Source organism: Reyranella sp. (genome assembly GCF_050185545.1).
Classification (GTDB): domain Bacteria; phylum Pseudomonadota; class Alphaproteobacteria; order Reyranellales; family Reyranellaceae; genus Reyranella.
On the sequence record NZ_JBFWZI010000123.1, the window covers coordinates 1 to 22,293 of the forward strand.

At 67.1% G+C, this 22,293-nt stretch carries 23 protein-coding genes, 2 tRNA genes and 1 pseudogene; 12 read left to right on the plus strand and 14 right to left on the minus strand.

The window, feature by feature from the left end:
* Window positions 1-1,088 (minus strand): GTP cyclohydrolase II RibA (gene ribA / locus AB7O82_RS25950; protein ID WP_428620513.1); only part of this gene is annotated, 1,088 nt, incomplete at its 3' end.
* Between the two features lie 103 nt (window positions 1,089-1,191).
* Here ribA and AB7O82_RS25955 point away from each other — a divergent pair.
* Together AB7O82_RS25955 and AB7O82_RS25960 are read left to right on the plus strand one after the other, a co-directional pair.
* Complete coding sequence (locus AB7O82_RS25955; RefSeq protein ID WP_428553483.1) at window positions 1,192-1,890, plus strand: response regulator transcription factor; 699 nt, start codon at window positions 1,192-1,194, stop codon at window positions 1,888-1,890.
* Window positions 1,891-2,041: 151 nt separating this feature from the next.
* Window positions 2,042-2,140, plus strand: a pseudogene (locus AB7O82_RS25960) (IS1 family transposase); the annotation flags it as partial.
* Window positions 2,141-2,155: 15 nt separating this feature from the next.
* Here the strand turns inward: AB7O82_RS25960 and AB7O82_RS25965 are convergent.
* The gene (locus AB7O82_RS25965) at window positions 2,156-2,590 is read right to left on the minus strand and encodes a hypothetical protein (protein WP_428553486.1); all 435 of its coding nucleotides are present in this window, start codon (window positions 2,588-2,590) and stop codon (window positions 2,156-2,158) included.
* Window positions 2,591-2,737: 147 nt separating this feature from the next.
* Here AB7O82_RS25965 and AB7O82_RS25970 point away from each other — a divergent pair, with 147 nt between their 5' ends.
* The gene (locus AB7O82_RS25970; protein ID WP_428620514.1) at window positions 2,738-3,805 is read left to right on the plus strand and encodes a ferritin-like domain-containing protein; all 1,068 of its coding nucleotides are present in this window, start codon (window positions 2,738-2,740) and stop codon (window positions 3,803-3,805) included.
* A gap of 279 nt (window positions 3,806-4,084) precedes the next feature.
* On the opposite strand, the gene AB7O82_RS25975 is transcribed toward AB7O82_RS25970, so the two are convergent.
* The gene (locus AB7O82_RS25975; RefSeq protein ID WP_428553492.1) at window positions 4,085-4,702 is read right to left on the minus strand and encodes a YoaK family protein; all 618 of its coding nucleotides are present in this window, start codon (window positions 4,700-4,702) and stop codon (window positions 4,085-4,087) included.
* Window positions 4,699-5,721, minus strand: coding sequence for a 2Fe-2S iron-sulfur cluster-binding protein (locus AB7O82_RS25980; RefSeq protein WP_428553494.1), 1,023 nt, complete (start codon window positions 5,719-5,721; stop codon window positions 4,699-4,701). The genes AB7O82_RS25975 and AB7O82_RS25980 overlap by 4 nt, the downstream gene beginning before the upstream one ends.
* Before the next feature lie 151 nt (window positions 5,722-5,872).
* Here AB7O82_RS25980 and AB7O82_RS25985 point away from each other — a divergent pair, with 151 nt between their 5' ends.
* Window positions 5,873-6,940, plus strand: coding sequence for a ferritin-like domain-containing protein (locus AB7O82_RS25985; RefSeq protein ID WP_428553497.1), 1,068 nt, complete (start codon window positions 5,873-5,875; stop codon window positions 6,938-6,940).
* Between the two features lie 92 nt (window positions 6,941-7,032).
* Here the strand turns inward: AB7O82_RS25985 and AB7O82_RS25990 are convergent, their stop codons facing one another.
* The 3 genes from AB7O82_RS25990 to AB7O82_RS26000 form a co-directional block, all read right to left on the minus strand.
* Window positions 7,033-7,686 (minus strand): hypothetical protein, encoded by a 654-nt coding sequence (locus AB7O82_RS25990; protein WP_428553499.1) that lies wholly within the window; start codon window positions 7,684-7,686, stop codon window positions 7,033-7,035.
* Between the two features lie 17 nt (window positions 7,687-7,703).
* Complete coding sequence (locus AB7O82_RS25995; RefSeq protein WP_428553502.1) at window positions 7,704-8,363, minus strand: hypothetical protein; 660 nt, start codon at window positions 8,361-8,363, stop codon at window positions 7,704-7,706.
* 58 nt (window positions 8,364-8,421) lie between these two features.
* Window positions 8,422-8,497: transfer RNA gene (locus tag AB7O82_RS26000), tRNA-Ala, on the minus strand.
* Between the two features lie 128 nt (window positions 8,498-8,625).
* Between AB7O82_RS26000 and AB7O82_RS26005 the strand changes: the two genes are divergently transcribed.
* From AB7O82_RS26005 to folD, 6 genes are all read left to right on the plus strand, one after another.
* Window positions 8,626-9,021, plus strand: coding sequence for a RidA family protein (locus AB7O82_RS26005; protein ID WP_428550572.1), 396 nt, complete (start codon window positions 8,626-8,628; stop codon window positions 9,019-9,021).
* 32 nt (window positions 9,022-9,053) lie between these two features.
* A complete protein-coding gene (locus AB7O82_RS26010) occupies window positions 9,054-9,284 on the plus strand; it encodes a hypothetical protein (protein WP_428550574.1) in 231 nt (76 codons plus the stop codon).
* Window positions 9,285-9,286: 2 nt separating this feature from the next.
* On the plus strand, window positions 9,287-9,943 hold the full coding sequence (locus tag AB7O82_RS26015; RefSeq protein ID WP_428550576.1) for an FHA domain-containing protein: 657 nt from the start codon (window positions 9,287-9,289) through the stop codon (window positions 9,941-9,943).
* 125 nt (window positions 9,944-10,068) lie between these two features.
* Window positions 10,069-10,362 (plus strand): YggT family protein, encoded by a 294-nt coding sequence (locus AB7O82_RS26020; protein ID WP_428550579.1) that lies wholly within the window; start codon window positions 10,069-10,071, stop codon window positions 10,360-10,362.
* Between the two features lie 4 nt (window positions 10,363-10,366).
* Window positions 10,367-10,690 (plus strand): DUF167 domain-containing protein, encoded by a 324-nt coding sequence (locus AB7O82_RS26025; RefSeq protein WP_428550582.1) that lies wholly within the window; start codon window positions 10,367-10,369, stop codon window positions 10,688-10,690.
* Complete coding sequence (gene folD / locus AB7O82_RS26030; protein ID WP_428550584.1) at window positions 10,683-11,588, plus strand: bifunctional methylenetetrahydrofolate dehydrogenase/methenyltetrahydrofolate cyclohydrolase FolD; 906 nt, start codon at window positions 10,683-10,685, stop codon at window positions 11,586-11,588. Before AB7O82_RS26025 ends, folD begins: the two co-directional genes overlap by 8 nt.
* 149 nt (window positions 11,589-11,737) lie before the next feature.
* Here the strand turns inward: folD and AB7O82_RS26035 are convergent, their stop codons facing one another.
* The 7 genes from AB7O82_RS26035 to AB7O82_RS26065 form a co-directional block, all read right to left on the minus strand.
* Window positions 11,738-12,637, minus strand: coding sequence for a metal ABC transporter solute-binding protein, Zn/Mn family (locus AB7O82_RS26035; protein ID WP_428550587.1), 900 nt, complete (start codon window positions 12,635-12,637; stop codon window positions 11,738-11,740).
* Between the two features lie 269 nt (window positions 12,638-12,906).
* Window positions 12,907-15,075 carry an ABC transporter ATP-binding protein/permease gene (locus AB7O82_RS26040; protein ID WP_428550590.1) on the minus strand — a complete coding sequence of 723 codons (2,169 nt, stop codon included), beginning with the start codon at window positions 15,073-15,075 and terminating at the stop codon, window positions 12,907-12,909.
* Window positions 15,002-16,123 (minus strand): ABC transporter permease, encoded by a 1,122-nt coding sequence (locus AB7O82_RS26045; RefSeq protein ID WP_428550592.1) that lies wholly within the window; start codon window positions 16,121-16,123, stop codon window positions 15,002-15,004. Before AB7O82_RS26045 ends, AB7O82_RS26040 begins: the two co-directional genes overlap by 74 nt.
* A 3-nt stretch (window positions 16,124-16,126) precedes the next feature.
* Complete coding sequence (rbbA, locus tag AB7O82_RS26050) at window positions 16,127-18,838, minus strand: ribosome-associated ATPase/putative transporter RbbA (RefSeq protein WP_428550595.1); 2,712 nt, start codon at window positions 18,836-18,838, stop codon at window positions 16,127-16,129.
* Window positions 18,835-19,905: an HlyD family secretion protein gene (locus AB7O82_RS26055; protein ID WP_428550597.1), complete on the minus strand. Its 1,071-nt coding sequence runs from the start codon at window positions 19,903-19,905 to the stop codon at window positions 18,835-18,837. Before AB7O82_RS26055 ends, rbbA begins: the two co-directional genes overlap by 4 nt.
* Window positions 19,906-20,035: 130 nt before the next feature.
* Complete coding sequence (locus AB7O82_RS26060) at window positions 20,036-20,686, minus strand: cation transporting ATPase C-terminal domain-containing protein (protein WP_428550599.1); 651 nt, start codon at window positions 20,684-20,686, stop codon at window positions 20,036-20,038.
* Between the two features lie 45 nt (window positions 20,687-20,731).
* The gene (locus tag AB7O82_RS26065) at window positions 20,732-21,223 is read right to left on the minus strand and encodes a prolyl-tRNA synthetase associated domain-containing protein (protein WP_428550601.1); all 492 of its coding nucleotides are present in this window, start codon (window positions 21,221-21,223) and stop codon (window positions 20,732-20,734) included.
* A 17-nt stretch (window positions 21,224-21,240) separates the two neighbouring features.
* Here AB7O82_RS26065 and rfbA point away from each other — a divergent pair, with 17 nt between their 5' ends.
* Together rfbA and AB7O82_RS26075 are read left to right on the plus strand one after the other, a co-directional pair.
* Window positions 21,241-22,107: a glucose-1-phosphate thymidylyltransferase RfbA gene (gene rfbA, locus AB7O82_RS26070; protein ID WP_428620515.1), complete on the plus strand. Its 867-nt coding sequence runs from the start codon at window positions 21,241-21,243 to the stop codon at window positions 22,105-22,107.
* A gap of 111 nt (window positions 22,108-22,218) precedes the next feature.
* Window positions 22,219-22,293, plus strand: a tRNA-Gly gene (locus tag AB7O82_RS26075).

Genomic DNA, 22,293 nt, shown 5'->3' on the forward strand with positions numbered 1-22,293 from the left:
TCGATTCCGTGGCGTTCGAGCTGGGCGATCTTCTCGGGATTGTTGGTCATCAGGCGCACGCGCTTGATGCCCATGCGGGAGAGCATGGTGGCGGCCGGGGCATAGATCCGCTCGTCGGCATCGAAGCCCAGCTGCTCGTTGGCGTCGATCGTGTCGAAGCCGTCGTCCTGCAGCTCGTAGGCGCGCAGCTTGTTCACCAGGCCGATGCCGCGGCCCTCCTGCGCGAGATAGAGCAGGACGCCCGAGCCGCGCTTGGCGATCTCGGCGATGGCGCCGCGCAGCTGCACGCCGCAATCGCAGCGCAGCGATCCCAGCAGGTCGCCGGTGAAGCACTCGGAATGCAGTCGGATCAGGACCGGTTCGGTCGGATCGATCTCGCCCACGACGATGGCGAGATGCTCCTTGCCGCCGTCACTCGGCCGCCACGCCAGGATGCGGGCATTCTCGGCGCCTTCCAGCGGCACGTGGGCCTGGGCCACCTGCTGGAGATTGCGCGCGGCGGTCTCCTCGTAGGCGAGCACGTCGGCGGCATCGACATAGATCAGGTCCTGCTCGCGCGCCCAGTCGCGCCGCTTGTTGCCGGGGTCGCGGCTGAGCGGCCCCAGCACGACAGCGGGCAGCAGGCGGGCGAGCTTGGCGAGCTCGATGGCGGTCCGGGCGATGCGCTCGGCGCGGTTCACCACCGGCCGCGACAGATGGCGCAGCGCGGCATGACGCAGCGGGGCGCCGGCGACGTTCGCCGGGTCGTACTCGTGCGGCCGCAGAATGATGTCGACGGGGACACCCTCCGGCAGGTCGAGCGTGATCGGCTTGTTGGTTTCGCCCAGGCCGCCGGCGATGTGCGGCGGGATCTCCATGCCGATGGCCTCGACACGGCGGCGGGTCGTGACCAGGGTGGGCGCATCCTGGGCGAGGCCTTGCAGGCGCTGCAGGGCGCGCGGACCGCACGATTCGGCCGCAATCACCAGGCCGCCGGCCCCATCCTCGTCGCGCAGCACGACGATGCCGCCGCGACGCAGCTCAGCCATGGCGCGCTCGACGGCGGCCAGTGCAGTGGCCGTGCGGGAATGGACCTGTGCCGGACTCATACCTTACTCATGTTTAGCATGCCGCAGCCCGCGGTCGAAGAGAACCGCTTTTGCCGCTGCTGCGTACCAGATAAAGTGTCTCGGGGGGCCCGCAGGAAGCAGCATGACCCAAAATAATCGCGGCAAGAAGATCCTGCTCGTCGACGACGACCAGACATTGCGCACCGTGCTCGCCGAGCAGCTCGACCTCTATGACGGCTTCACGACCATCCAGGTCGGCACGGCCGCCGAGGGCCTGGAGAAAGCCAAGCTGGCGCATTACGACGCTATCCTGCTCGATGTCGGCCTGCCCGACATGGACGGCCGCGAGCTTTGCAAGCTGATGCGCCGCCAGGGCGTGCGTGCGCCGGTGATCATGCTGACCGCCGCCGACAGCGACGCCGACACCATCCTGGGCCTCGAATCGGGCGCCAATGACTACGTCACCAAGCCGTTTCGCATCAACGTCCTGCTGGCCCGCCTCAGGGCCCATCTGCGCCAGCACGAGCGCAGCGAGGACGCGGTCATGACCATTGGCCCCTACGAATTCCACCCCGCGGCCAAGATGCTGGTGGAGAAGGGCGGCAAGAAGAAGGTGCGGCTGACCGACAAGGAGACGTCGATCCTGAAGTACCTGTTCCGGGCTGGAGACCGGCCGGTGGCGCGCGACGTGCTCCTGAACGAGGTCTGGGGCTACAACGCCGGGGTGACGACGCACACCCTGGAAACCCACATCTACCGCCTGCGCCAGAAGGTCGAGAAGGACCCGACGGCGGCCGCCATCCTGATCACCGACCGCGGCGGCTACCGGCTGCAGCCTTAGCATGCTCCTCCCCAGCTTCGCTGGGGAGGTGTCGCCGTCTTACGGCGACGGAGGGGTCAAAGGCCACGGTCTCGTTGCTCATGACCCCTCCGTCCGCGAAGACGCGGACACCCCAGCGGAGCTGGGGAGGAGAAAGAAGTGGTAGTGGCACATGAAGATGACGCCCGCCATGGCCGCTGGCGTCACGCCCAAGCTCTGGGAAATGGCCGACATGGTGAAGGTGCTGGAGGATTGGGAGGCCGCTCAGTAGGGGGCCGAGGCCGCCCTATGTCGTGGGGGTATAGACGCGCCGGCAAGCCTTAAGGCGATAGGTCATGTGGAATGTGCGGGCTCCGCTGCCCGGATCGAACGTCAGATAGAACTCTCTGTTATTCTTGTCGATGCCGACAACTTTTCCGGAACCATCAGGATTCAACGCCCTCAAATCGACGGTAAATGAATGGTTCGGAATTGCGCTCGTACTTTTAAAAGTGAGCGTGCTCCCCTTGATGTCGACCTGCCCACGGGCAGGGGCGGTCCATTCCGGCCCGGTACTCACCGTGCCGCCGCCGCACGACGTCGACATGCCATTCTCCAGTGCGCCAACGGCAGGCCACGACGCGTCTGCCGCGCTGGAGACATGAGGAACGCTCGCCAGCCCGATCACAGTCGCGAGAAACAGTCCCAACCTCATTGCCGCCGCCTCTGGTTGCAATTCCAAGTTTTCTGCTTCTCTAGCCGTGCGTCAAGGATGGCGACGGATTTTTCAAACTGTACCGCTACCAAGAAGTGCGCCCACTTGCCAGAGGGTGACTTCAGCGTCATCTTTTGGGTCCAACCCTGCGACAGCCAATCGGGAGGGCTCATCGTGAGCACCCATCGCCTCTACGCGCTGCCGGTCGACATCACCGAATGGAAGTTCGATGGCGCCACCGAGATCATGTTCAACTGGGAGTACGACGACGGCTCCGACGCCCTGCTCGATCTCTACGACAAGGGCAAGAAGCAGCAGTGGGATGCCAGCACGCGGCTCGACTGGTCGCTCGAGCTCGATCCCGACAACCCGATGCAGCTCAAGGACGAGGCGATCTCGATCTACGACACCGACTACTGGCGCAAGATGAGCAGCGAGGAGAGGGGTTGGCTCAGGCGCCATCTGCAGGCCAACTCGATCTCCCAGTTCATGCATGGCGAGCAGGGCGCGCTGATCGCCACCGCCAAGATCGTCGGCACCGTGCCCGACATGAACGCCAAGTTCTATGCCGCCACCCAGGTGATGGACGAGGCGCGGCATGTCGAGGCCTACAAGCGCCTGCTGCACGAGAAGTTCGAGCTCGCCTATCCGATCAACAAGGCGCTGAAGACGCTGCTCGAGCAGACGCTCTCGGACCGGCGCTGGGACATGACCTATCTCGGCATGCAGGTGCTGATCGAGGGCCTGGCGCTCGCCGCCTTCCAGTCGATCCGCGACAAGGCGGGCAATACGCTGGCCGGCGCGGTCAACGCCTACGTCATGCAGGACGAAGCGCGCCACGTCTCGTTCGGCCGCCTGGCGCTGCGCGAATACTATCCCGGGCTTTCCGATGCCGAGCGCGACGAGCGCGAGGAGTTCGTGGTCGAGGCGCTCTATTTCATGCGCGACCGCTTCAATCAGTCGGAAGTGTGGGAGCGGCTCGGTCTTCCGGCCGACGTGCTCGACGCCATCCACTACAATTCCAAGCAGATGAACTCGTTCCGCGGCCGCCTGTTCAGTCGCGTCGTGCCGACAGTCAAGGACATCGGCCTGTGGGGCGAGCGCGTGCGCAAGGCCTTCGCCGACATGGGCGTGATGGACTACGCCAGGATCGATGTCACCGAGCAGCTCGCCAATGACGGTCGAGTCGCCGAGGAGTTCGACAAAAAGATGTTCGTCGAAAAGGCGATCGCGGCGGAGTGATCTTTCTCCTCCCCAACTCTGTTGGGGAGGTGTCGGCGTCTTACGCCGACCTGCCGTCGCCGAGGCGAAGCCGCTTCGGCTTCGCGCAGGCAGGCGGAGGGGTCTTGCTCTTCCGGACCGCGGGCGTCCCGCCCGCTCATGAGCTTGAGCAGGCGAGAAGCTCACGGTCGGAAAGACGCATGAATCTTGAGCGGGCGAGACGCCCGCGGTCCGCATGAGTCATGACCGCTCCGTCCGCGAGGACGCGGACACACCTCCCCAGCGAAGCTGGGGAGGAAGTTACAGCACCATCACCACCACCAGAAGCGCCGCCGGCACGATCAGCGGCCAGGGCATGACGTGCAGCAGCAGGGCGCCGGCGATCGCGCCTGCCAGATAGCCGAGCCAGGTCAGGAGAAGCAGGCGTGGCGTCGTCGTGGCAGGCTGGGCCTTGACGGCACTCGGCAGCAGGGCATCGAGGGCGGCGTCGGCGGTGCGGGCAAGCGTGCTGGTCACCACGACCGTGCTGATCGACGCACCGGCGAACTGGGTGATCGCCGAGGCCTGCAGGCCCATGGCGAAGGCGATGACGAGAACCTTCGATTCCATCCCGAGCGGCAGGAAGTCCAGTCCGGCCAGCAAGGCTGCCTCGAGCGCGATCGCCATCGCAGGCTTGCGCCACAACCGCAGGATGAGGCGGGCCAGCATGGCGCCGATGAAGAACGTCACCAGCGGCGACAGGTGGCGGGCGGCATCGGCGTAGTGCGCCTCGGCGATGGCGATGCCGGCCAGCACCGTGTTGCCCGTCATGTTGGCGGCGAACACGCCGCCCATGGTGATGTAGCCCACGGCGTCGGCAATACCGGCGACGAGGGTCAGGAGCGTGGCCTGGAGCGACGGTTGGCGCGCGATCGTCACACCACGTCGTAGGTGATCTCGACCTCCGCGCCGAAGCAATGGCCCTGGCAGGTCAGGATCCAGTCGTTGGCGAGATCGTCGTCCGTGTAGATGTCGTTCTTGGCCAGCACGACCTTGCCCTTGATGCGCTTGGCCGCGCACGAGGCGCAGAAGCCCTCCTCGCAGGACGACAGCGGGTTGAGCCCGGCGCCGCGTGCCGCCTCGAGAATGCTGAGCCCCTTGCGGTACGGAACCTTGTGCGTCTTGCCCTCGAAATGGATGGTGATCTCGCTCGGGATCACGTCGCCTTCTTCCGTCGGCTCGATCGGCACGGCGTCGTTGCCCGAAGCCTCGAAGCGCTCGATGCGCACGCGCTCGCGCGGCATGCCGGCGCCGAGCAGCGTGCTCTCGACCAGGGTCATGAACGGACCGGGCCCGCATAGATAGGCCTCCGCCGTCTCGAAGCCCTCGAGCGTCGCCGCGATCTCCCCGGCCTTCGTGAGCCCCTGCGTGGCGTCGAGGTGATGGATCACCTCGAGGCGGCCGGGATAGGCCGCCTGCAGCGCCTCGAACTCGGCATCGAAGATGATCGAGGGCTTGTCGCGGTTGGCATAGAACAGCCGGATCCTGCGCTGGGTGTTCTTCAGCGCGGACTTGATGAGCGACATCATGGGCGTGATGCCGCTGCCGCCGCCGTACAGCAGCAGGGGGGCCGCGCTGTCGCTCAGCACGAAACGGCCGGCCGGCGGCAGCACCTCGAGCATGCCGCCTTCCTTCAGCGCGTCGTGGAACCAGTTCGAGCCCTTGCCACCGGTGACCCGCTTGACCGTTACCTTGGGCAGGCCGTCGATCTCCGGTGCGCTGGACAGCGAGTAGCAACGATTGAAGGCGCCCTCGTCGTGCGGCACGCGGAAGGTCAGGAACTGGCCGGCCTTGTAGCGGAACTTCTCGGCCAGGTCGGGCGGCACCTCGAGCACGAAGGAGCGCGCGTCGGGCGTCTCCTGGATGACTTTGGCGATGCGTAACTGATTGTATGCCATCGATGAATCCGTCTTCAGGGGTCCTGCAATCTCCGCGCGAGACTCTTCTAGCAGACTGTGATAGGTTTCGCTGAGAAAAATGACCGGGGCGTCAACTTTGCCGTCCCGGGCGAGGGAATGGGACAGCGTTCAGCGCCAGGAGGCAAGGGCCATGACGACGCAAAAGATCTATCAGCTCCCGGTCGAGGTCACGAACTGGAAGTTCGATGGCGCCACCGAGATCCAGTTCAACTGGGAATACGACGACGGCTCGGCCGACCTGCTGAATCTCTACGAGAAGGGCAAGCAGCAGCAGTGGGACACCAGCACCCGTCTCGACTGGAGCCAGGAGCTGTTCGAGGGCAATCCGATGGGCATGTCGGACGATTCGATCCCGATCTACGGCTCGCCGTTCTGGGAGAAGATGACCGACAAGGAGAAGGACTGGCTGCGCTTCAACCTGCAGTGCCATTCGATCTGCCAGTTCATGCACGGCGAGCAGGGTGCGCTGATCGCCACCGCCAAGATCGTCAATACCGTGCCCGACATGAACGCCAAGTTCTACGCCGCCACCCAGGTGATGGACGAGGCGCGCCACGTCGAGACCTACAAGCGGCTGATCCACGAGAAGTTCAAAGCCGCCTATCCGATCACCGAGTCTTTGAAGAACCTGCTCGAGCAGACGCTCTCGGACCGGCGCTGGGACATGACCTATCTCGGCATGCAGGTGCTGATCGAAGGCCTGGCGCTGGCCGCCTTCCAGCGCATCCGCGACACCGCCAAGAACAACCTGGCCGGCGCGGTCAACGCCTATGTCATGCAGGATGAGGCGCGCCACGTCACGTTCGGCCGCATGGCGCTGCGCGAATACTATCCCAACCTGTCGGACCACGAGCGGGCCGAACGCGAGGAGTTCACCGTCGAGGCGCTCTACTTCATGCGCGACCGCTTCAACCAGGCCGAGGTCTGGATGCGCTCGGGCCTGCCGGTCGATAAGCTGATGGAGTACGCCTACAACTCGGGCGCCATGCAGAACTTCCGCACGCGGCTGTTCACCCGCATCGTGCCGATCCTGAAGGAGATCGGCCTGTTCGGACCCAAGGTGCAGAAGGCGCTGGGCGACATGGGCGTGATGGAATACGCCAAGATCGACGTCGAGAAGCTGATCGGCAACGACCTCAAGGTCGCCGAGGATTTCGACGCCAAGAAGTTCGTCCAGCAGGCCGTCGCGGCGGAGTAAGGGCGAAGTCATGCTTCTTCCGGATCGCGGGCGTCCCGCCCGCTCATGATTTCATGGGCGGGCGGGACGCCCGCGGTCCGGAAGAACTCGAGCTACCTGCACGTCTCGATCTTCGGCGGCGCGCCGATTACTGTCGCCACCTTCGCGATGTCGAGGCAGCGGGTGCCGATCCAGCCGCGCAACTGCACGAAGAGCGCGTAGCGGGAGAAAGTGTCGGCCTGCTCGACGGGCGTGCCCTTGAGACGCGCCAGCAGCCAGTACAGCGCGTAGATGTTGCTGGTGGCGTAATCGGCGGCAGCCAGGTCGAGGTCCTTGCCCCACAGCACGGCGTTCTTGGCCGCCGCACCCGTCGGATCGGCGATGCCGGCGAGCCATGCGTTCGAGTTGGCCACCAGGGCATAGGGCCCGCCCTGTTGCGCGCGCAGCGCCTTGGCCTGCTCGGCCATGGCGATGTAGCCCTGGCCTGCGATCGTGCTGCCGGCGCAGCCGCTGCGGCAGACCGCGACGAAGGTCAGGTACTCGGCCAGAATGATCTCGACGTTGCCGTTGTTGTGCTTGCGCCAGGCACGCGCCAGGTGCCAGCCCTGTACGGTCTCGTTGCCCCACGGCTTCGCCGCCAGCGGCGTGTCGCGCTCGAACTCGCCGATCACGGCCTGCGCGGCGGCCTGCCACTCGGCGGGGATCTGCGCGGAGGCCTTGCCGGCCCCCATGATGGCCAGCAGCACCAGCGCGATGAGGACTTTCACGGTCGACCTCCCGAGTTTCATGCTGCCTCTTTGCGGTTGGCCGGCGGGTATTCGACGATCCCGTCGATTTTCACTTCGAATGCGTCGCGAGGCCGCAGACGCCGCGCCTGCGCCGGCGTGATCACCGGATAGTGGCGCGTATCGTCGATCGCCGCGCCGACCTCCCAGCAATCGTCCTCGCTGGTGATCCAGTCGGCGCTCGGGAAGCGCCGCATGTCGATCGCCCGCGAGTAGGCGCGCAGGGACTTGTGTGCCTTGTAGGCATATTCGTGGAAGTACGACATGATCAGTTCGCGCAAGGTTCGATAAACCGGGTCGCGCCAGCGCAGCCAGGCATGGTTGGTCTTGGAGATGGCGCCCCAGCAGCCGTCCTGGCGGAACACCGTGATGACATGGTCGGCGTCGCCCTGCGCGGTCATGTCGACGACCAGCGGCGGCCGCCCCTGCAGCCACAGCGCGCAGGCGGCGACGAAGGCGCCTTCGATGCAGTGCCCCTTGCCGTGGCGCAGCACGCGCCGCACCGAATAGAGCGTCGCACCGCCCTCTTCATGGTTGGCGGGAAGCCCGGTGACGAACTCCTGGACCTGCTCCGGCGTGGCCAGGGAGAGCAGGAGGCTGCCTTCCTGGGCATCGAGGCCGAGGTCGGCTGGCGTTGGCTTGTCGACGTAACGCATCATCTGCAATTGTGCCGCGACGGCAGCCTGTCGGCCAGAGGATGCAATTCGGGCCGCCGGTTGGTGGAGCTGAGGGGGATCGAACCCCTGACCTCCTCATTGCGAACGAGGCGCTCTCCCAGCTGAGCTACAGCCCCTGACAACCGGTTCAGGGCCCGAGGAGGCGCGGATAATGGTTGGCGGGTCACCTGTCAAGCAAGGCGGCGTGTGATAGCGTCCAGCGTTCTTGCGAGGGAAAGTCCTAGACGAGGGGAGAAACAGGTCGGTGACAAGCAGCAGCAAGCGGGCCGTTCAGGCCGATGGCGCCCCCAGGGCGCTCGGTCCCTATTCGCAGGCCATCGTGGCCAACGGCATGGTGTACTGCGCCGGCCAGATCCCGCTCGATCCGGCGACCGGCGACCTGGTCGAAGGCGGCATCGCCGAGCAGACGCACCAGGTCCTCAGGAACCTGCGGGCGGTGCTGAAGGCGGCCGGCAGCGACCTCGATCGCGCGGTCAAGACGACGGTGTTCCTGAAGAGCATGGACAGCTTCACCGCCATGAACGAGGTCTATGGCCGGCCGGAATATTTCGGCGCCCATCCGCCGGCGCGCTCGACCGTCGAGGTGGCGCGCCTGCCGCGCGAGGCTCTCGTCGAGATCGAGATCGTCGCCCTCGCCTGAGCCATGCCCAACTCCGACCCATGAACGACCCAATGAGCTGGATCCTGGGCCTTGGCGCCCTCGTCCTCCTGGCCCTGGCGATCGGGCATTTCCTCATCGCCCTCGTGCTCATCATCCCGACCTGGCGGATCTGCGTCCGGGCAGGCTTTTCAGGCGCCCTGTCGCTGTTCCACCTCGTGCCGGTCGTCGGCTCCTTCGTCGTCATGGCCATCCTGGCGTTCAGCACCTGGCCCAGTGGCGAAGCCCGCCCTCCGGGACGCTGAGCATGGGCGGCGAGACTGCAGCCCTCACGGGCTTCTTCGGGTTGACCAGCCTGTTCGCCGTAGTCGCGGCCGCGTTTGCCGGCTGGATGGCCTGGCGCATTGTCGAGAAGACCGGCCTGCCCGGTTGGCTGGGACTTGGCGCCATGCTGCTCACCCTGACCGGCATCGGCTCGATCGTTCCGCTGGTCCTGCTGTGGATCTTCGCTTTCATGGACTGGCCGCGCGATGGCGCTACGGGCGCGGCCGGGCAGCCGCCCGCTCCCCAACCGGGCGGTTCGCCGGCGCCGGCCCCGGCGGCGCAGCCGGCGCTCGCCGCGCCGCCGGCCGCGCTGGCGGACCGGCGGACCTGGCGGCTGAGCGGCAAGGTCATGGGCGGCGGCGACATCGCGCTGGTCGTCAGCGACGGCGTGCCAGTCTACGTCCTGACGGGCGCAGCGGCGGCCGGCCCGACCGAGCTGTCGCTGCCTGACCCCTCGGTCGGCCAGCCGCATGCCCGCATCCTGACCGCCGCCGGACGCATCGGCCTCGAAGATCTCGGAACCGCCAACGGCACGCTGATCGATGGCGCCCGCCTCCTCCCTGAGCATGGCCCACGCGACATCAGCGCCGCCCGCATCATCAGGATCGGCAGCGTCGATCTGGTGCTGTCGCGGGCGTAGTTCACTTCCTCCCCAAGCGGAGCTTGGGGAGGAAAAAGGGGGCTCCAAATGGGCTTGGATCGGCAATCTCCGCCGAGTAGGGTGCGCGGCCGGCGGCCTGCCGGCATCTGGGGAACGGAGAGGCGATGCAGTCGCTGGCGGTGCTGATCTACACGGTGATCGACATCTATACCTGGGTCGTGATCGCGGCGGCGATCATGAGCTGGCTGGTGGCGTTCGGCGTCGTCAACGTGCGCAACCAGTTCATCCGTATCGTCGTCGACATGCTCTATCGGCTGACCGAGCCGGTGCTGCGGCCGATCCGACGCATCCTGCCCAACCTCGGTGGCGTCGACATCTCCCCGGTCGTCCTGCTGCTCGGCCTGTTCTTCGTCCGCAACCTGCTGATCGAATACGTCTGGCCGGGTCTCGCCCACTGATGCCATGGCCGATCCCTCGTTCCTGCGCCGCGCCAGCGACGGCGTGACGATCGAGCTGCGTGTCCAGCCGCGGGCCCGCCGCACGGCGCTGGAATGCAGCGGCGAGGGGGCCCTGCGGGCTGCCGTCACGGCGCCGGCCGAGGACGGCAAGGCCAACCGCGCCGTGATCGAGCTGCTCGCCGGGGAGTGGCGGCTGGCGAAATCGACCCTCTCGGTGACGCGCGGCGCGGCCAACCGCGACAAGGTGGTGAAGCTTGCCGGCGAACCCGCCGAGCTCGCCGGTCGCATCTCCCGGTGGCTGAAGGAACACGCCGACTCCCATGACTGAGGCAAAGCTGATCGATGGCAAGGCCGCGGCGGCGGCCCTGCGGCATCGTGTCGGCGACGGCGTCGCCGGCCTGATCGCCCGCGGCGGGCCGACGCCCGGCCTCGCCACGGTGCTGGTCGGCGCCGATCCGGCGAGTCAGGTTTATGTCCGCAGCAAGGCGCGGCTCGCCGGCGAGCTCGGCATGGCGAGCTTCGATTTCCGTCTCGACGAGGCGACCTCGGAGGCCGCGCTGCTCGGCGTCATCGACGAACTCAACGCGGACAATCGGGTGCACGGCATCCTGGTTCAGCTGCCCCTGCCGGCACACATCGACACGGCCCAGGTGCTGATGGCGATCGATCCGGCCAAGGACGTCGACGGCTTTCACCCCTTCAACGTCGGCCGCCTGGGCACGGTGGCGCCGCGCGCGCCGCTCGATTTCCCGGTGCCCTGCACGCCGCTCGGTGTATCGATGCTCCTGCAGGACACGGTGGGCTCGCTCGGCGGCCGCAACGCCGTCGTCGTCGGCCGGTCGAACCTGGTCGGCCGCCCGGTGGCGCAGCTCCTGCTGCGCGCCGACTGCACGGTGACCATCGCCCATTCGCGCACACGCGACCTGCCGGCGGTCGCCCGCACCGCCGACATCCTGGTGGTGGCGATCGGCCGTCCCGAGTTCGTGCGCGGCGACTGGATCAGGCCGGGCGCCGTGGTGATCGATGTCGGTATCAACCGCGTGCCGGCGGCCGACGGCAAGACCCGCCTGGTGGGCGACGTGGCATTCGACGAAGCCCGGCGGGTCGCCGGCCACCTCACGCCGGTGCCGGGGGGAGTAGGGCCGATGACGGTGGCGTGCCTGATGTTCAACACCCTGCAGGAGGCGCGCCGCGCCTCCGGGCTGACATTCACCGCCGCCGACTAGCCGATCTGTCGCAGCCGAAAGTCGCTGGCGAACTGATGGCTTCCCGGGCCGTTCGGCGGAGGGGCCACAGGCGACTCCATCGCAGCCTGCCTTTTCAATCTCCGGCGCTCGACGCGATCCGCGGCCGCGCCGACCGCGGCGGAGCTTCCTCAGTTCTTCGCCATGCCGCCGACCAGCGCCGTCACGTTGTGGCGCATCATCGCCTCGTAGGTCGCGGCCGGGCCGCCCTGGGCCGACAGTGCGTCGGTGTAGAGCCGCTCCCCGACGACGCCGCCCGACTCGCGGGCGATCTGCTCGACCAGCGCCGGATTGGTCATGTTCTCGACGAACAGCGCCTTGACTTTCTGCTCCCGCACCAGGCGGATCAGCGCCGCCACGTCCCTGGCGGTCGGCTCGCTGTCGGTCTTGACGCCGCGCGGCGCGAGGAACTGCACGCCATAGGCGGCCGAGAAGTAGCGGAACGAGTCGTGGCCGGTGATCACCTTGCGCCGGTCGGCCGGAACCGCCGCGATCGAGTCGCGGACCCACTTGTCGAGCGCCTCGAGGCGGCCGCCGTAGAGTCGGGCGCGCTCGCGGTAGAAGGCGGCATTGCCGGGGTCGGAAGCCGCCAGGCCGTCGGCGATGGTGGCGACGTACTTCCTGACGCGCCCGACATCCTGCCAGCAATGCGGGTCCGGCCCATGGCCGTGTCCGTGCCGTTGTCCGCCGCCCGTCGTCAGGCTCGCCACGCCGGCGCTCGCCACCACGCGTCGGCCCTTGAACGGCGCCGCCTCGGCCAGACGGTCGATCCAGCCTTCGAAGCCCAGGCCGTTGCTCACTAGCACCTGCGCCGCCGCCAGCACGCGAACGTCGGTCGGCCTCGGCTGGTAGGCGTGGGCGTCGATGTCGGGGCCGACCAGCACCGCAAGATCGACCCGGTCGCCGGCGATCTCCCGCACCAGGTCGCCGAGGATCGAGAAGGTCGCGACGACCCGACTCCGGGTCTGGGCTTGGATCGGCCGCGCGGCGAAGGCGATCGCCGCCGCGAGCAGGGGGCGACGCAGCATCATGATGTTATATTATTACATTAGAGCGGGAAGTCGAGCCATTGCGGCGCGTGGCGGAGGTCATGGCCTCGGGCCGAAAGTGAACGGGCTTCCCGGTCTTCGCGACGGTCTTGTATCAATTGTACCAGTCGGACGCGGGAAATACTCCAGGCGACCCTTCGCTTGGCGGGCGAGGTGGGCCCTGACCGCCTCACGACCGAGCAGACGATCTACACGTGAAGGAAGCGGTTTGGCTCGTTCTAGCCGGAACGGGGTATCGGCCCAACTGCGGCCTATTCGATATGACTTGCGCGACCCGCAGGATTGGCAACGGACCGCCAGCGATCCCCCAGCCTTTGCCACCATCGGCGCGGTGGGGGCAACGGGACGCTTGTCGGCTTCAGCCTGAGCCGGGCGCCTTCGCGGCCATGTATGAGTTGAAGCGTCCTTGTGTAGTAGGCGGCGAGATCCGGGCGGTGGGCGATACTCAGCACGGCCGACCCCTTCAGCTCGTCGTCGAACAGCCCCATGATGTGCCGCTGGCTGTCTTCGTCGAGCGCGGCAGTCGCCTCGTCGAGGAAGATCCAGGCCGGCCGGTGCAGGATCAGCCGTGCAAAGGCGATGCGCTCCTGCTCGCCGAGCGACAACTCGCGATCCCACCGTTCCACGTGGTCGAGCCTGGCGACGAGGCCGCCGAGGTCGCAGCGTCGCAGCGCCCGCCGGACATCGGCCTCCGAGTAGGCGTCAGGGGGACTGGGATAGGTGACGGCATTTCGTAGCGTGCCGAGCGGGAGATATGGCCGCTGCGGCAGGAAGGCCATGGACTCTGGCCGCGGCATCAGGATTGTTCCCGAGCCCCACGGCCACAGGCCCGCCACGGCGCGGAACAGGGTCGATTTCCCGGCGCCGGTCTCGCCCGTGATCAGCACGCGGTCGCCGGGCGCGAAGCTGGCGCTGGCTTCCTCAATGATGATGTGCCCGTCCGGCAGGAGGATGCGCACGTGCTCGAACGCAAGGTTTCCCTCGGGGTGCGGGGCGCGCGTGATCTCCTCCGAGCCTTCCTCGACGGCGGGCAAGTGGTCGAGCGCCTCGCGGAAGCGAGCGACCCTGTGGATTGCCGCACGCCAGTCGGCAAGGCGGGAGAAATTATCGACGAACCACCGCATCGCCCACTGCACTTGGCTAAAGGCGCCCGCCACCATGACCAGGCCGCCAAGGCTCAGGTTGCCGCCGAAATATGCCGGCGCGGCGACTAGGATGGGCACAACGATCGACAGCCACCCCGTGCCCGCCGTGATCCAGGTAAGCCGGGCGAGGGAGGTGGAAATGCGTCGCATCGTGTCGATCACCGCCGCGAGCGAGCCTCGGAGATGGCGATGCTCGTCCTCTTCGCCGCCATGCAGCGCGATGCTCTCGCCCGATTCACTGACCCGCACGAGGGCGAAGCGGAACTCCGCCTCGCGCACGTAGCGTTCGGCGTTGAGCGCGATTAGCGGCCGTCCCACGAGCCAAGTGAGACCGGAGCCGAGCAGCGCGTAAGCGACAGCGCACCATACCATGTAGCCCGGGATGGCTATGTGAAGGCCTGCCACTGTGAAGGAGACCTGTGCCGACAACGTCCATAGGACGCCAACGAAGGCCACAATCTGGAGCACGGAGTATACTAGGCCGCAGCCCAGGTCGGCGGTGAGGTCGCCGATCAGGCGTGTATCCTCTTGCAGGCGCTGGTCCGGATTGCGGCCGTAGGGGCCGGCGAAACTCAGCTGGTAGATGCGCATGGGTTCCATCCATGCACTTAGAAGGTGGCGAGCGATCCAGTCGCGCAATCGGAGCTTCAGTCGTTCCTGGAGAAACGTCTGCGCCACCGTGAGCGTCAAGAGAACGGCGATGATGATCAGGAAAGTCCACAGCAGAACGGCGAATTCCTGCAGTTCCCGGCGCGCTAGCGCGTCGAAGAACTGGCCGTTCCATTCGTTGAGCCAGACCTGGCCTGCCATGTTGCCCATCGTGACGACGGTCGAGCCGGCGAAGATCGCCATCACGCGCCCTCCGCCCGGGGCGCTGCGCAGGACGCGAGCGAACAGGACGAGGTCGCGCGACAGGTGGAAATCCCGCATCTGCGGGTCGAAACCATCAGCCGCGGACAACGGCTTGGGCACCTCGACGGCCGCTGCGTCGTGTCCGGCCGGCAACGCCCCCGGCTTTCCCTCCGGCGGAGGGTGGGATGCCAAAGGCGGATTGGTTGACGCCAAGTCTGTCTTCATCGGCCGCCTGCGTAACGTCGCATGAAGGATACCCGATGAATCTTGAGCGATTGTTTGATTTGTCACAAAGCCGACCGCTTCGCCAGCCCCCGGTCTGCGTCGGCTCGGACCAGGATTGCGGCAGCTATGCCGTTTCGCCGACAGCCTTGCGGAAGCGGGCGAGCGCCATGGCGAACAGCAGAATGCCGATGACGGCAAGGGCGATGAACTGAGGCCACACCGTCTCGAACCCGGCGCCGCGGAAGAGGACCGCCTGGCTGAGCATGATGAAGTGCGTCGTGGGTGCCGCCAGCATCAGATACTGGACAATCTGGGGCATGCTCTCGCGCGGCGTCGTGCCGCCCGACAGCATCTCCAGCGGCACGAGCACGAGGACGAGCAGCAGCCCGAATTGCGGCATGGATCGCGCGATGGTCGCCAGGAACACGCCGAGCGACGTGGTGGCGAAGAGGTGCACGGCGGCGCCGGCCAGGAACAGGGTTATCGAACCCTCGATCGGCACCGCCAGCAGTCCCTGCACGACGAAGAACAGGGACAGCGCGCAGGCCGCAAGCACGACCAGCGCCATCGTCCAGATCTTGCCGGTCATGATCTCGAGCGGTGTGACGGGCATGACCAGAAGATGCTCGATGGTGCCGTGCTCACGTTCGCGGATCAGAGCGGCGCCGGTCAGGATGATCGACAGCATGGTGACGTTGTTGACGACCTCGATCATGGATCCGAACCAGGAGATGGTGAGCGACGGGTTGAAGCGCGCGCGCAAGGCGAGCTCGACGGATGCCGGGACGTTGGCGCGGTAGTGCCGGACGAAGGCATCGATCTCGCTGCCGACGATGCTCTGGACATAGCCGGCGCCGGTGAAGGCCTGGCTCATGCGCGTGGCGTCCACGTTCAGCTGGATGGTCGGCCGGCGCCCGCCCAGCAGGTCTTTCTGGAATTCGGGCGGAATGTCGAGGGCGAAGGTATCGATCCCGGCATCCATGCGGCGGTCCATCTCGGGCTGCGCGATCATGGAGGGCGGCATGAAATAGGGCGGAAAGAAGGCGTCGGCGATGCGTGCGGAGAGCGGCGAGCGGTCCTCGTCGACGATGGCGATCGCCGCCTTGTTGAGCTGTTCTGGCATCGCCGTCGATGCGCTGTAGATCGAGAAGGTGAAGGCGAAGACGATCAGCGCCAGCATCATTGGATCGCGGGCGAGCCCGCGCAGCTCTTTGATGCCGAGCTGGACGATGTTGGTGGCGCGCATCGCTCACGCCTCCTGCTTGCGCAGCAGGACGGCACTCAGGCCGATCAGCAGTGGTGCCGCGATCAGCAGCGGTATGAACGACGCCTGCAGGTCGGCGAACCCCAACGCCTTGGAAAAGGTGCCTCGCGCGATCGCCAGGAAATGCGTCATCGGATAGGCCTGTCCGATCGCCGCGCCGATACCCTGCAGCGACGACACCGGGTCGATCATGCCGGAGAATTCCATCGCCGGGATCATCGTGCCGATGGTCGTGCCGAAGATCGCGGCCGACTGGCTGCGCATGAAGATCGAGAACAGGAGACCGATGGAAGTGGCGGCGAGGATGTAGAGAAGCGCGCCGCTGGCCAGAGCGGCAAAACTGCCCTTGAACGGGACACCGAAGGCGGTCACGGCGAGCAGGGTCAGGAGCAGGAAATTCACCATGCCGAGGACGACGTAGGGAAGCTGCTTGCCGACCAGGAACTCGAGCCGGCTGACCGGCGTTACGTAGAAGTTGACGAGCGAACCCAGCTCTTTCTCGCGCACGATGCTGAGCGTGGTCAGCATGGCCGGGATCAGCAGCAGCAGCATCGGGATCACGGCCGGAACCATGGCCACCAGGCTGCGGATGTCGGGGTTGTAGCGGAACCGGACCTCGAGGTTGGCCACCGGCACGGCCAGTGCCGTGCTCGCCAGCCATTTCCCATGCATGCCCTGGACGTAGCTCCGGGCGGTCTCCGCGCGCATCGGCATGGCGCCGTCGAGCCAGGCGCCAATCTCGACCGTCCGGCCGCGCGCGATGTCGCGCGCGAAGTTGGGCGGGATCTCGATGGCGAGGCTGAGCTCGCCCGAGCGCATGCGACGATCGAGGTCGCTGTAGTCCAGCAGCGGCGGGCGCTCGACGAAATAGCGCGATCCCGCGATGTTGAGGGCGTAGTCGCGGCTGGTCGTGGTGCCGTCCCGATCGAGCACGGCGAAGGTCAGGTCCTCGACATCCATGTTGATGCCGTAGCCGATGACGAACATCAGAATGACGCTGCCGAGCAGGGCGAGCGTGGCGCGGATTGGATCGCGCGCGAGCTCGATCGCCTCGCGACGCGAGTAGGCCAGCAGGCGCTGCAGCTCGAACGAGCGGCGTGGCCGCGGCGTCGACGCTTCCGGACGCACCGCCGGCGCGGCGTCCGTCGCCGCCGTGTCGCCGCCGGCGCCGGAGGCATCCTGCAGCCAGCCGACGAAGGCCTCCTCCAGCGTGCCGACACCGCGCCTGGCGACGAGGGCGGCCGGGCTGTCGCTGACCAGCACGCGGCCGGCATGCATGAGCGAGACGCGATCGCAGCGCTCGGCCTCGTTCATCAGGTGGGTCGAGACGAAGATGGTGACCTGCTCACGGTGGGCCAGGTCGATCATCATCCGCCAGATGGCGTCGCGCGCGATCGGATCGACGCCGGAGGTTGGCTCGTCGAGGATCAGCAGGGCCGGCTTGTGGATCACCGCCACCGCGAGCGACAGGCGTTGCCTCTGGCCGAGCGGCAGGGCCGGGGGCAGGGCATCCAGCACGTCGAGCAGCTCGAAACGGCCTGCCACCTCCTGAACGCGAGCCGCGATCGTCTCCTCGGGCAGGCGGAACAGGCGGGCATGGAGGTCGAGGTTCTCCCGCACGGTCAGCTCGCTGTAGAGCGAGAAGGACTGCGACATGTAGCCGACGCGGCGGCGGGTCTCGAAGTCCCGGACGTCGACCGCCCGGCCGAACAGCCGCGCCTCGCCTTCGCTGGGCGGGAGCAGGCCGGTCAGCATCTTCATGGTCGTGGTCTTGCCGCAGCCGTTGGATCCCAGGAATCCGAAGATCTCGCCGCGCTCAATGCGCAGGTCGACATGGTCGACGGCGACGAAATCGCCGAAGCGCATGGTGAGGCCGTTCGCCTCGATGGCGACCTCGGCGTCGTGCCCGACATCGGGCGGCGGCATCTCGACGGGCCGATAGCTGCGCCCGCGCTCGCCGGGAAGCAGGGCGATGAAGGCCGCCTCGAGCGAGGCGCTGCCGGTGCGGGCGAGCAGATCGCGCGGGCTGCCGGTCGCCAGCACGCGGCCGGAATCCATGGCCACCAGCCAGTCGAAGCCGGCTGCCTCCTCCATGTAGGCGGTCGCCACGATGACGCTCATGCTGGGCCGCGCCGCACGAATGCGGCCAATCAGGTCCCAGAACTGGCGCCGCGACAGCGGATCTATGCCGGTCGTCGGTTCGTCCAGGATCAGGAGATCAGGATCGTGAATGAGGGCGCAGCACAGGCCGAGCTTCTGCTTCATGCCGCCCGACAGCTTGCCGGCGGGACGATCGACGAACGGCGCCAGGCCGGTAGCCCGCGTCAGTTCGGCGATGCGCCGTTCGCGCTCCAGTCGGCCGTGACCGAACAGACGGCCGAAGAAATCGATGTTCTCGGCCACCGAAAGCGTGGCGTAGAGGTTTCGGCCCAGCCCCTGCGGCATGTAGGCGATGCGCGAACAGGCGCGACGGCGATGCCGGCCGCTCGCCATGCTGCCCCCCAGCACCTCGATGCCGCCGGCCTGCATTCGGCGCGCGCCGGCCACGAGCGCCAGCAGGCTCGACTTGCCGACGCCGTCCGGGCCGATCAGGCCGACGATGATTCCAGCCGGCAGCTCGAGGTCGATCGACTCGAGGGCCGTCACCCGGCCGTAGCGGAGGCCGACGCCGTGCAGCCGGGCGACGGGGTCGGTCATGGCGGGAGTTTCACCGTCAGGTTGGCCGGCCAGTCGGCCTTGGGGTCGGTCCTGACATAGGCCACGCCCGGCAATCCGGTCTTCACCTGGTCGAGATGCCTGTTGAGCAGGGCCGGATCGACGTTGGCCTTGATGCGGAACATCAGCTTCAGGCGTTCGATGGCCGTCTCGACGCTCTTGGGCGTGAACTGGGCCACGTCCGCCACGAAGGTGACGCGGGCGGGGAAGACGAATTGCGGTGCCGTGTCGAGGACCAGCCGAACCTCGCTGCCGATGGCGATGCGTCCGGCCGCCTCGGTGGGCAGGAAGAACGTCATGTAGACGTCGAAAAGGTCGACCATGTTCAAGACCCTGCCGCCGGCCGCCAGGACCTCGCCGGGCTGGGCGACGCGATACTGCACGCGGCCGTCGCGCGGCGCCTTGAGCGCGCTGTCGTCGATGTCGGCCTGGATGCGGTCGATCGTGGCGAGAGCCGCTTCGTAGGCCGCCTGGGCGCCGACGACCTGGGATTCGGCCGTTCCGATGGCGGCGTCGGCCGCCGCGACCTGCGCCTCGGCGGCGGCGAGCGCGGCCTTCGCGCCGTCGTGGCGCGCGCGGTCGTCATCGAGAACCTGCTGCGCGGTGGCGCCCTTGGGCGCCAGCTCCTCGGAGCGCGCCACGCGCCGGCGCGCCGCGTCGACCTCGGTGCGGCGCTGAGTCACGAGGGCGAGCGCCGCCCGCTTCTCGGCCTGGCGCTGGGTGACCCGCGAGCGCGCCGTCTCGATCTCGATCCGCGCCTGTTCGAGCGCCGCCTTGACCTCGCGGAGCCGGGACCGCAGCACGCGCGTGTCTATGTTGGCCAGGATCTGGCCAGCGCGCACGAAGTCGCCCTCGTTGACCAGGATGTCTTCCACACGACCCGGCAGCTTGGTGGAGATGTCGATGTCGACGGCCTCGATCCGGCCATTGCCGCTGGCGAAGCCGGGCGGCAGGGACGGCGGGCGCAACCACAGCCACGCCGCATAGGCGGCGCCGGCGGCGAGCACAACGAGGACGATCCTCGACAGCCAGGCTCGAGATACGGCCATGCGGATCCGGTGACACCCGGTTTCTGGGGGGGTGATTGGGCCATCGTTTGTACGCGCCCACGTTGACCTGCATCAACCGCCGACAGGGCTCGCTCGATGCTTGCCTGCCGGACAGGGGTGCCCGACCCCTTCATTGTCTGCGCGCCATCCACGGCAGAAGGATGGCCAGGGCGCCGGCAGCCAACCCGCTGCATCCGGCAAGCAGCCAGTCGTCGAAATGGAGGGGCCGGAGATGCAAGAGCGAGGCAATCGACGGGATCTGCGACAGGATCCCCGCAGACGTCACCATGGCGACCACGGCGACGACCGCGTTGCGCGAACGAAACCGGCTGAGAGCTGCCGTTATCGCGGCAAAGGCCATGATGAGCGCTATCAAGGCCATGGTTCGGGCATGCTCGACATCCTGGTCGATCCCGAGACTGCGCACATAGCCCACGACAATGATGGCACTTACGAGGACTCCGACGATCGCGATGAGGGTCCACTCCCGCCAATCGAAAAACCGTACCTTGGGATTGCGCCAGACGCTCTCGAGCTCGTCCAACGGGGGCAGCTCCTGAAAAACCAGCAGGGCCACGGGATGGATGATGAGCTCGAGCCAGACGATGTGCAGGGGCAGATAGAGCAGCGGAAACCCGGCAAACGGAATGAAGGCCGCCGTCGCCATGAGTGGCATGTGCACCATCAGCAGGAATGCAAAGCTCAGCTTGAGATTGCGGAACAGCTGGCGGCCTTCGGCGATGGCCCGGACGATGGTGCGGAAATTGTCATCGAGCAGCACGATCGAGGCCACTCGCGCGTGGTATAAGAATGTTATACTATTGCATCAAAGCGGGAAGTCGAGCCATTGCGGCGCGTGGCCGGTGGCGGCGAAGAAGCGCAGTAGGTCGGCGGGCGCCATGGCCGTGGTCATGGTGTTGACCAGCGGGTGGACGTTTACCGGTCCGCCCTCCATCAGGCCGCGGTCGAGGGCGAGCCGGACCTGGTGCTCCCCGTCGTTGATCAGGGCGAGCGGCGTCACCGATCCGGGCTCGACGCCGAGGATGCGGCGCAGCCGGTCGGCGCTGCCGAACGACAGCCGGCCGGCGCCCAGTACCTCGCCCAGCCGCTTGAGATCGATCGCGCGATCCTCGAGCGCCACGACCAGCCACATCTCCTCCTTCCTGTTGCGCAGGAAGAGGTTCTTGACGTGATGGCCGGGCAGGTTGCCGCGCAGCGCCTTGGCCTCCTCGACGGTGAACACGGGCAGATGCTCGACACTGCGCTGCGCGAGGCCGAGCTCGGCCAGCCGGGCGAAGAGTTGTTGGGGATCGAGCATCGGGCTACAGGTCCAGCATGAAGGGCATCGTTCTGTCGGGCGGCAGCGGTACGCGGCTTTACCCGATGACACGGGCGGCCAACAAGCAGCTGCTGCCGGTCTACAACAAGCCGATGGTCTATTACCCGCTGACCACCTTGATGCTGGCCGGCTGCCGCGAGATCCTGCTGGTCGTCAACCCGCACGACGTCGAGTCCTACCGCCGGCTGTTCGGCGACGGCCGGCAATGGGGGCTCGCGATCGACTATGCCGTGCAGCCGCGGCCGGGCGGCATCGCCGAGGTGTTCCTGGTCGGCCGCGACTTCATCGGCAAGGACCGGGTCGGCCTGATCCTGGGCGACAATCTCTTCTACGGCGATTCGCTGCCGGCGGTGGCCGAGCGTGGCGCCAAGGGCAGCGGCGCGGTGATCTACGCCTACTGGGTGGCCGACCCCTCGGCCTACGGCGTGATCGAGTTCGACGCCCAGGACCGGCCCATCCATATCGTCGAGAAGCCCCGGGAGCCGCGCTCCAACTGGGCGGTGACCGGGCTCTATTTCTACGATGCGGATGTTTGCGACGTCGCCGCGCAAATTCCCCGCTCGGCGCGCGGCGAGCTCGAGATCACCGACGTCAACGCCCACTACCTGAAGCAGGGCCGCCTGACGGTCGAGAAGCTCGGCCGCGGCTATGCCTGGCTCGACACCGGCACGCCGTCGAGCCTGCTGCGCGCCGCCCAGTTCGTCGAGACCGTCGAGGACCGCCAGGGCCTGCAGATCGGCAGTCCCGAGGAGGTCGCCTGGCGCAAGGGCTACATCGACGATTCAGGCCTCGGCCGCCTGATCGAGCCGATCCGCGACAGCGAATACGGCAAGTACCTGCAGCGCCTGCTGGTCCGCGGCTGACCCGGGCGGCGGCGTCGCGGGCGCGGAACCGCCCATGCGAACCCCTTGCCAAGGCGGCGGAAAAGCCCTATCCACACCGCCTCCCGCCGGCCACCCGCGGCGGGTCGGAGCGCGGGCGTAGCTCAGGGGTAGAGCACAACCTTGCCAAGGTTGGGGTCGAGGGTTCGAATCCCTTCGCCCGCTCCA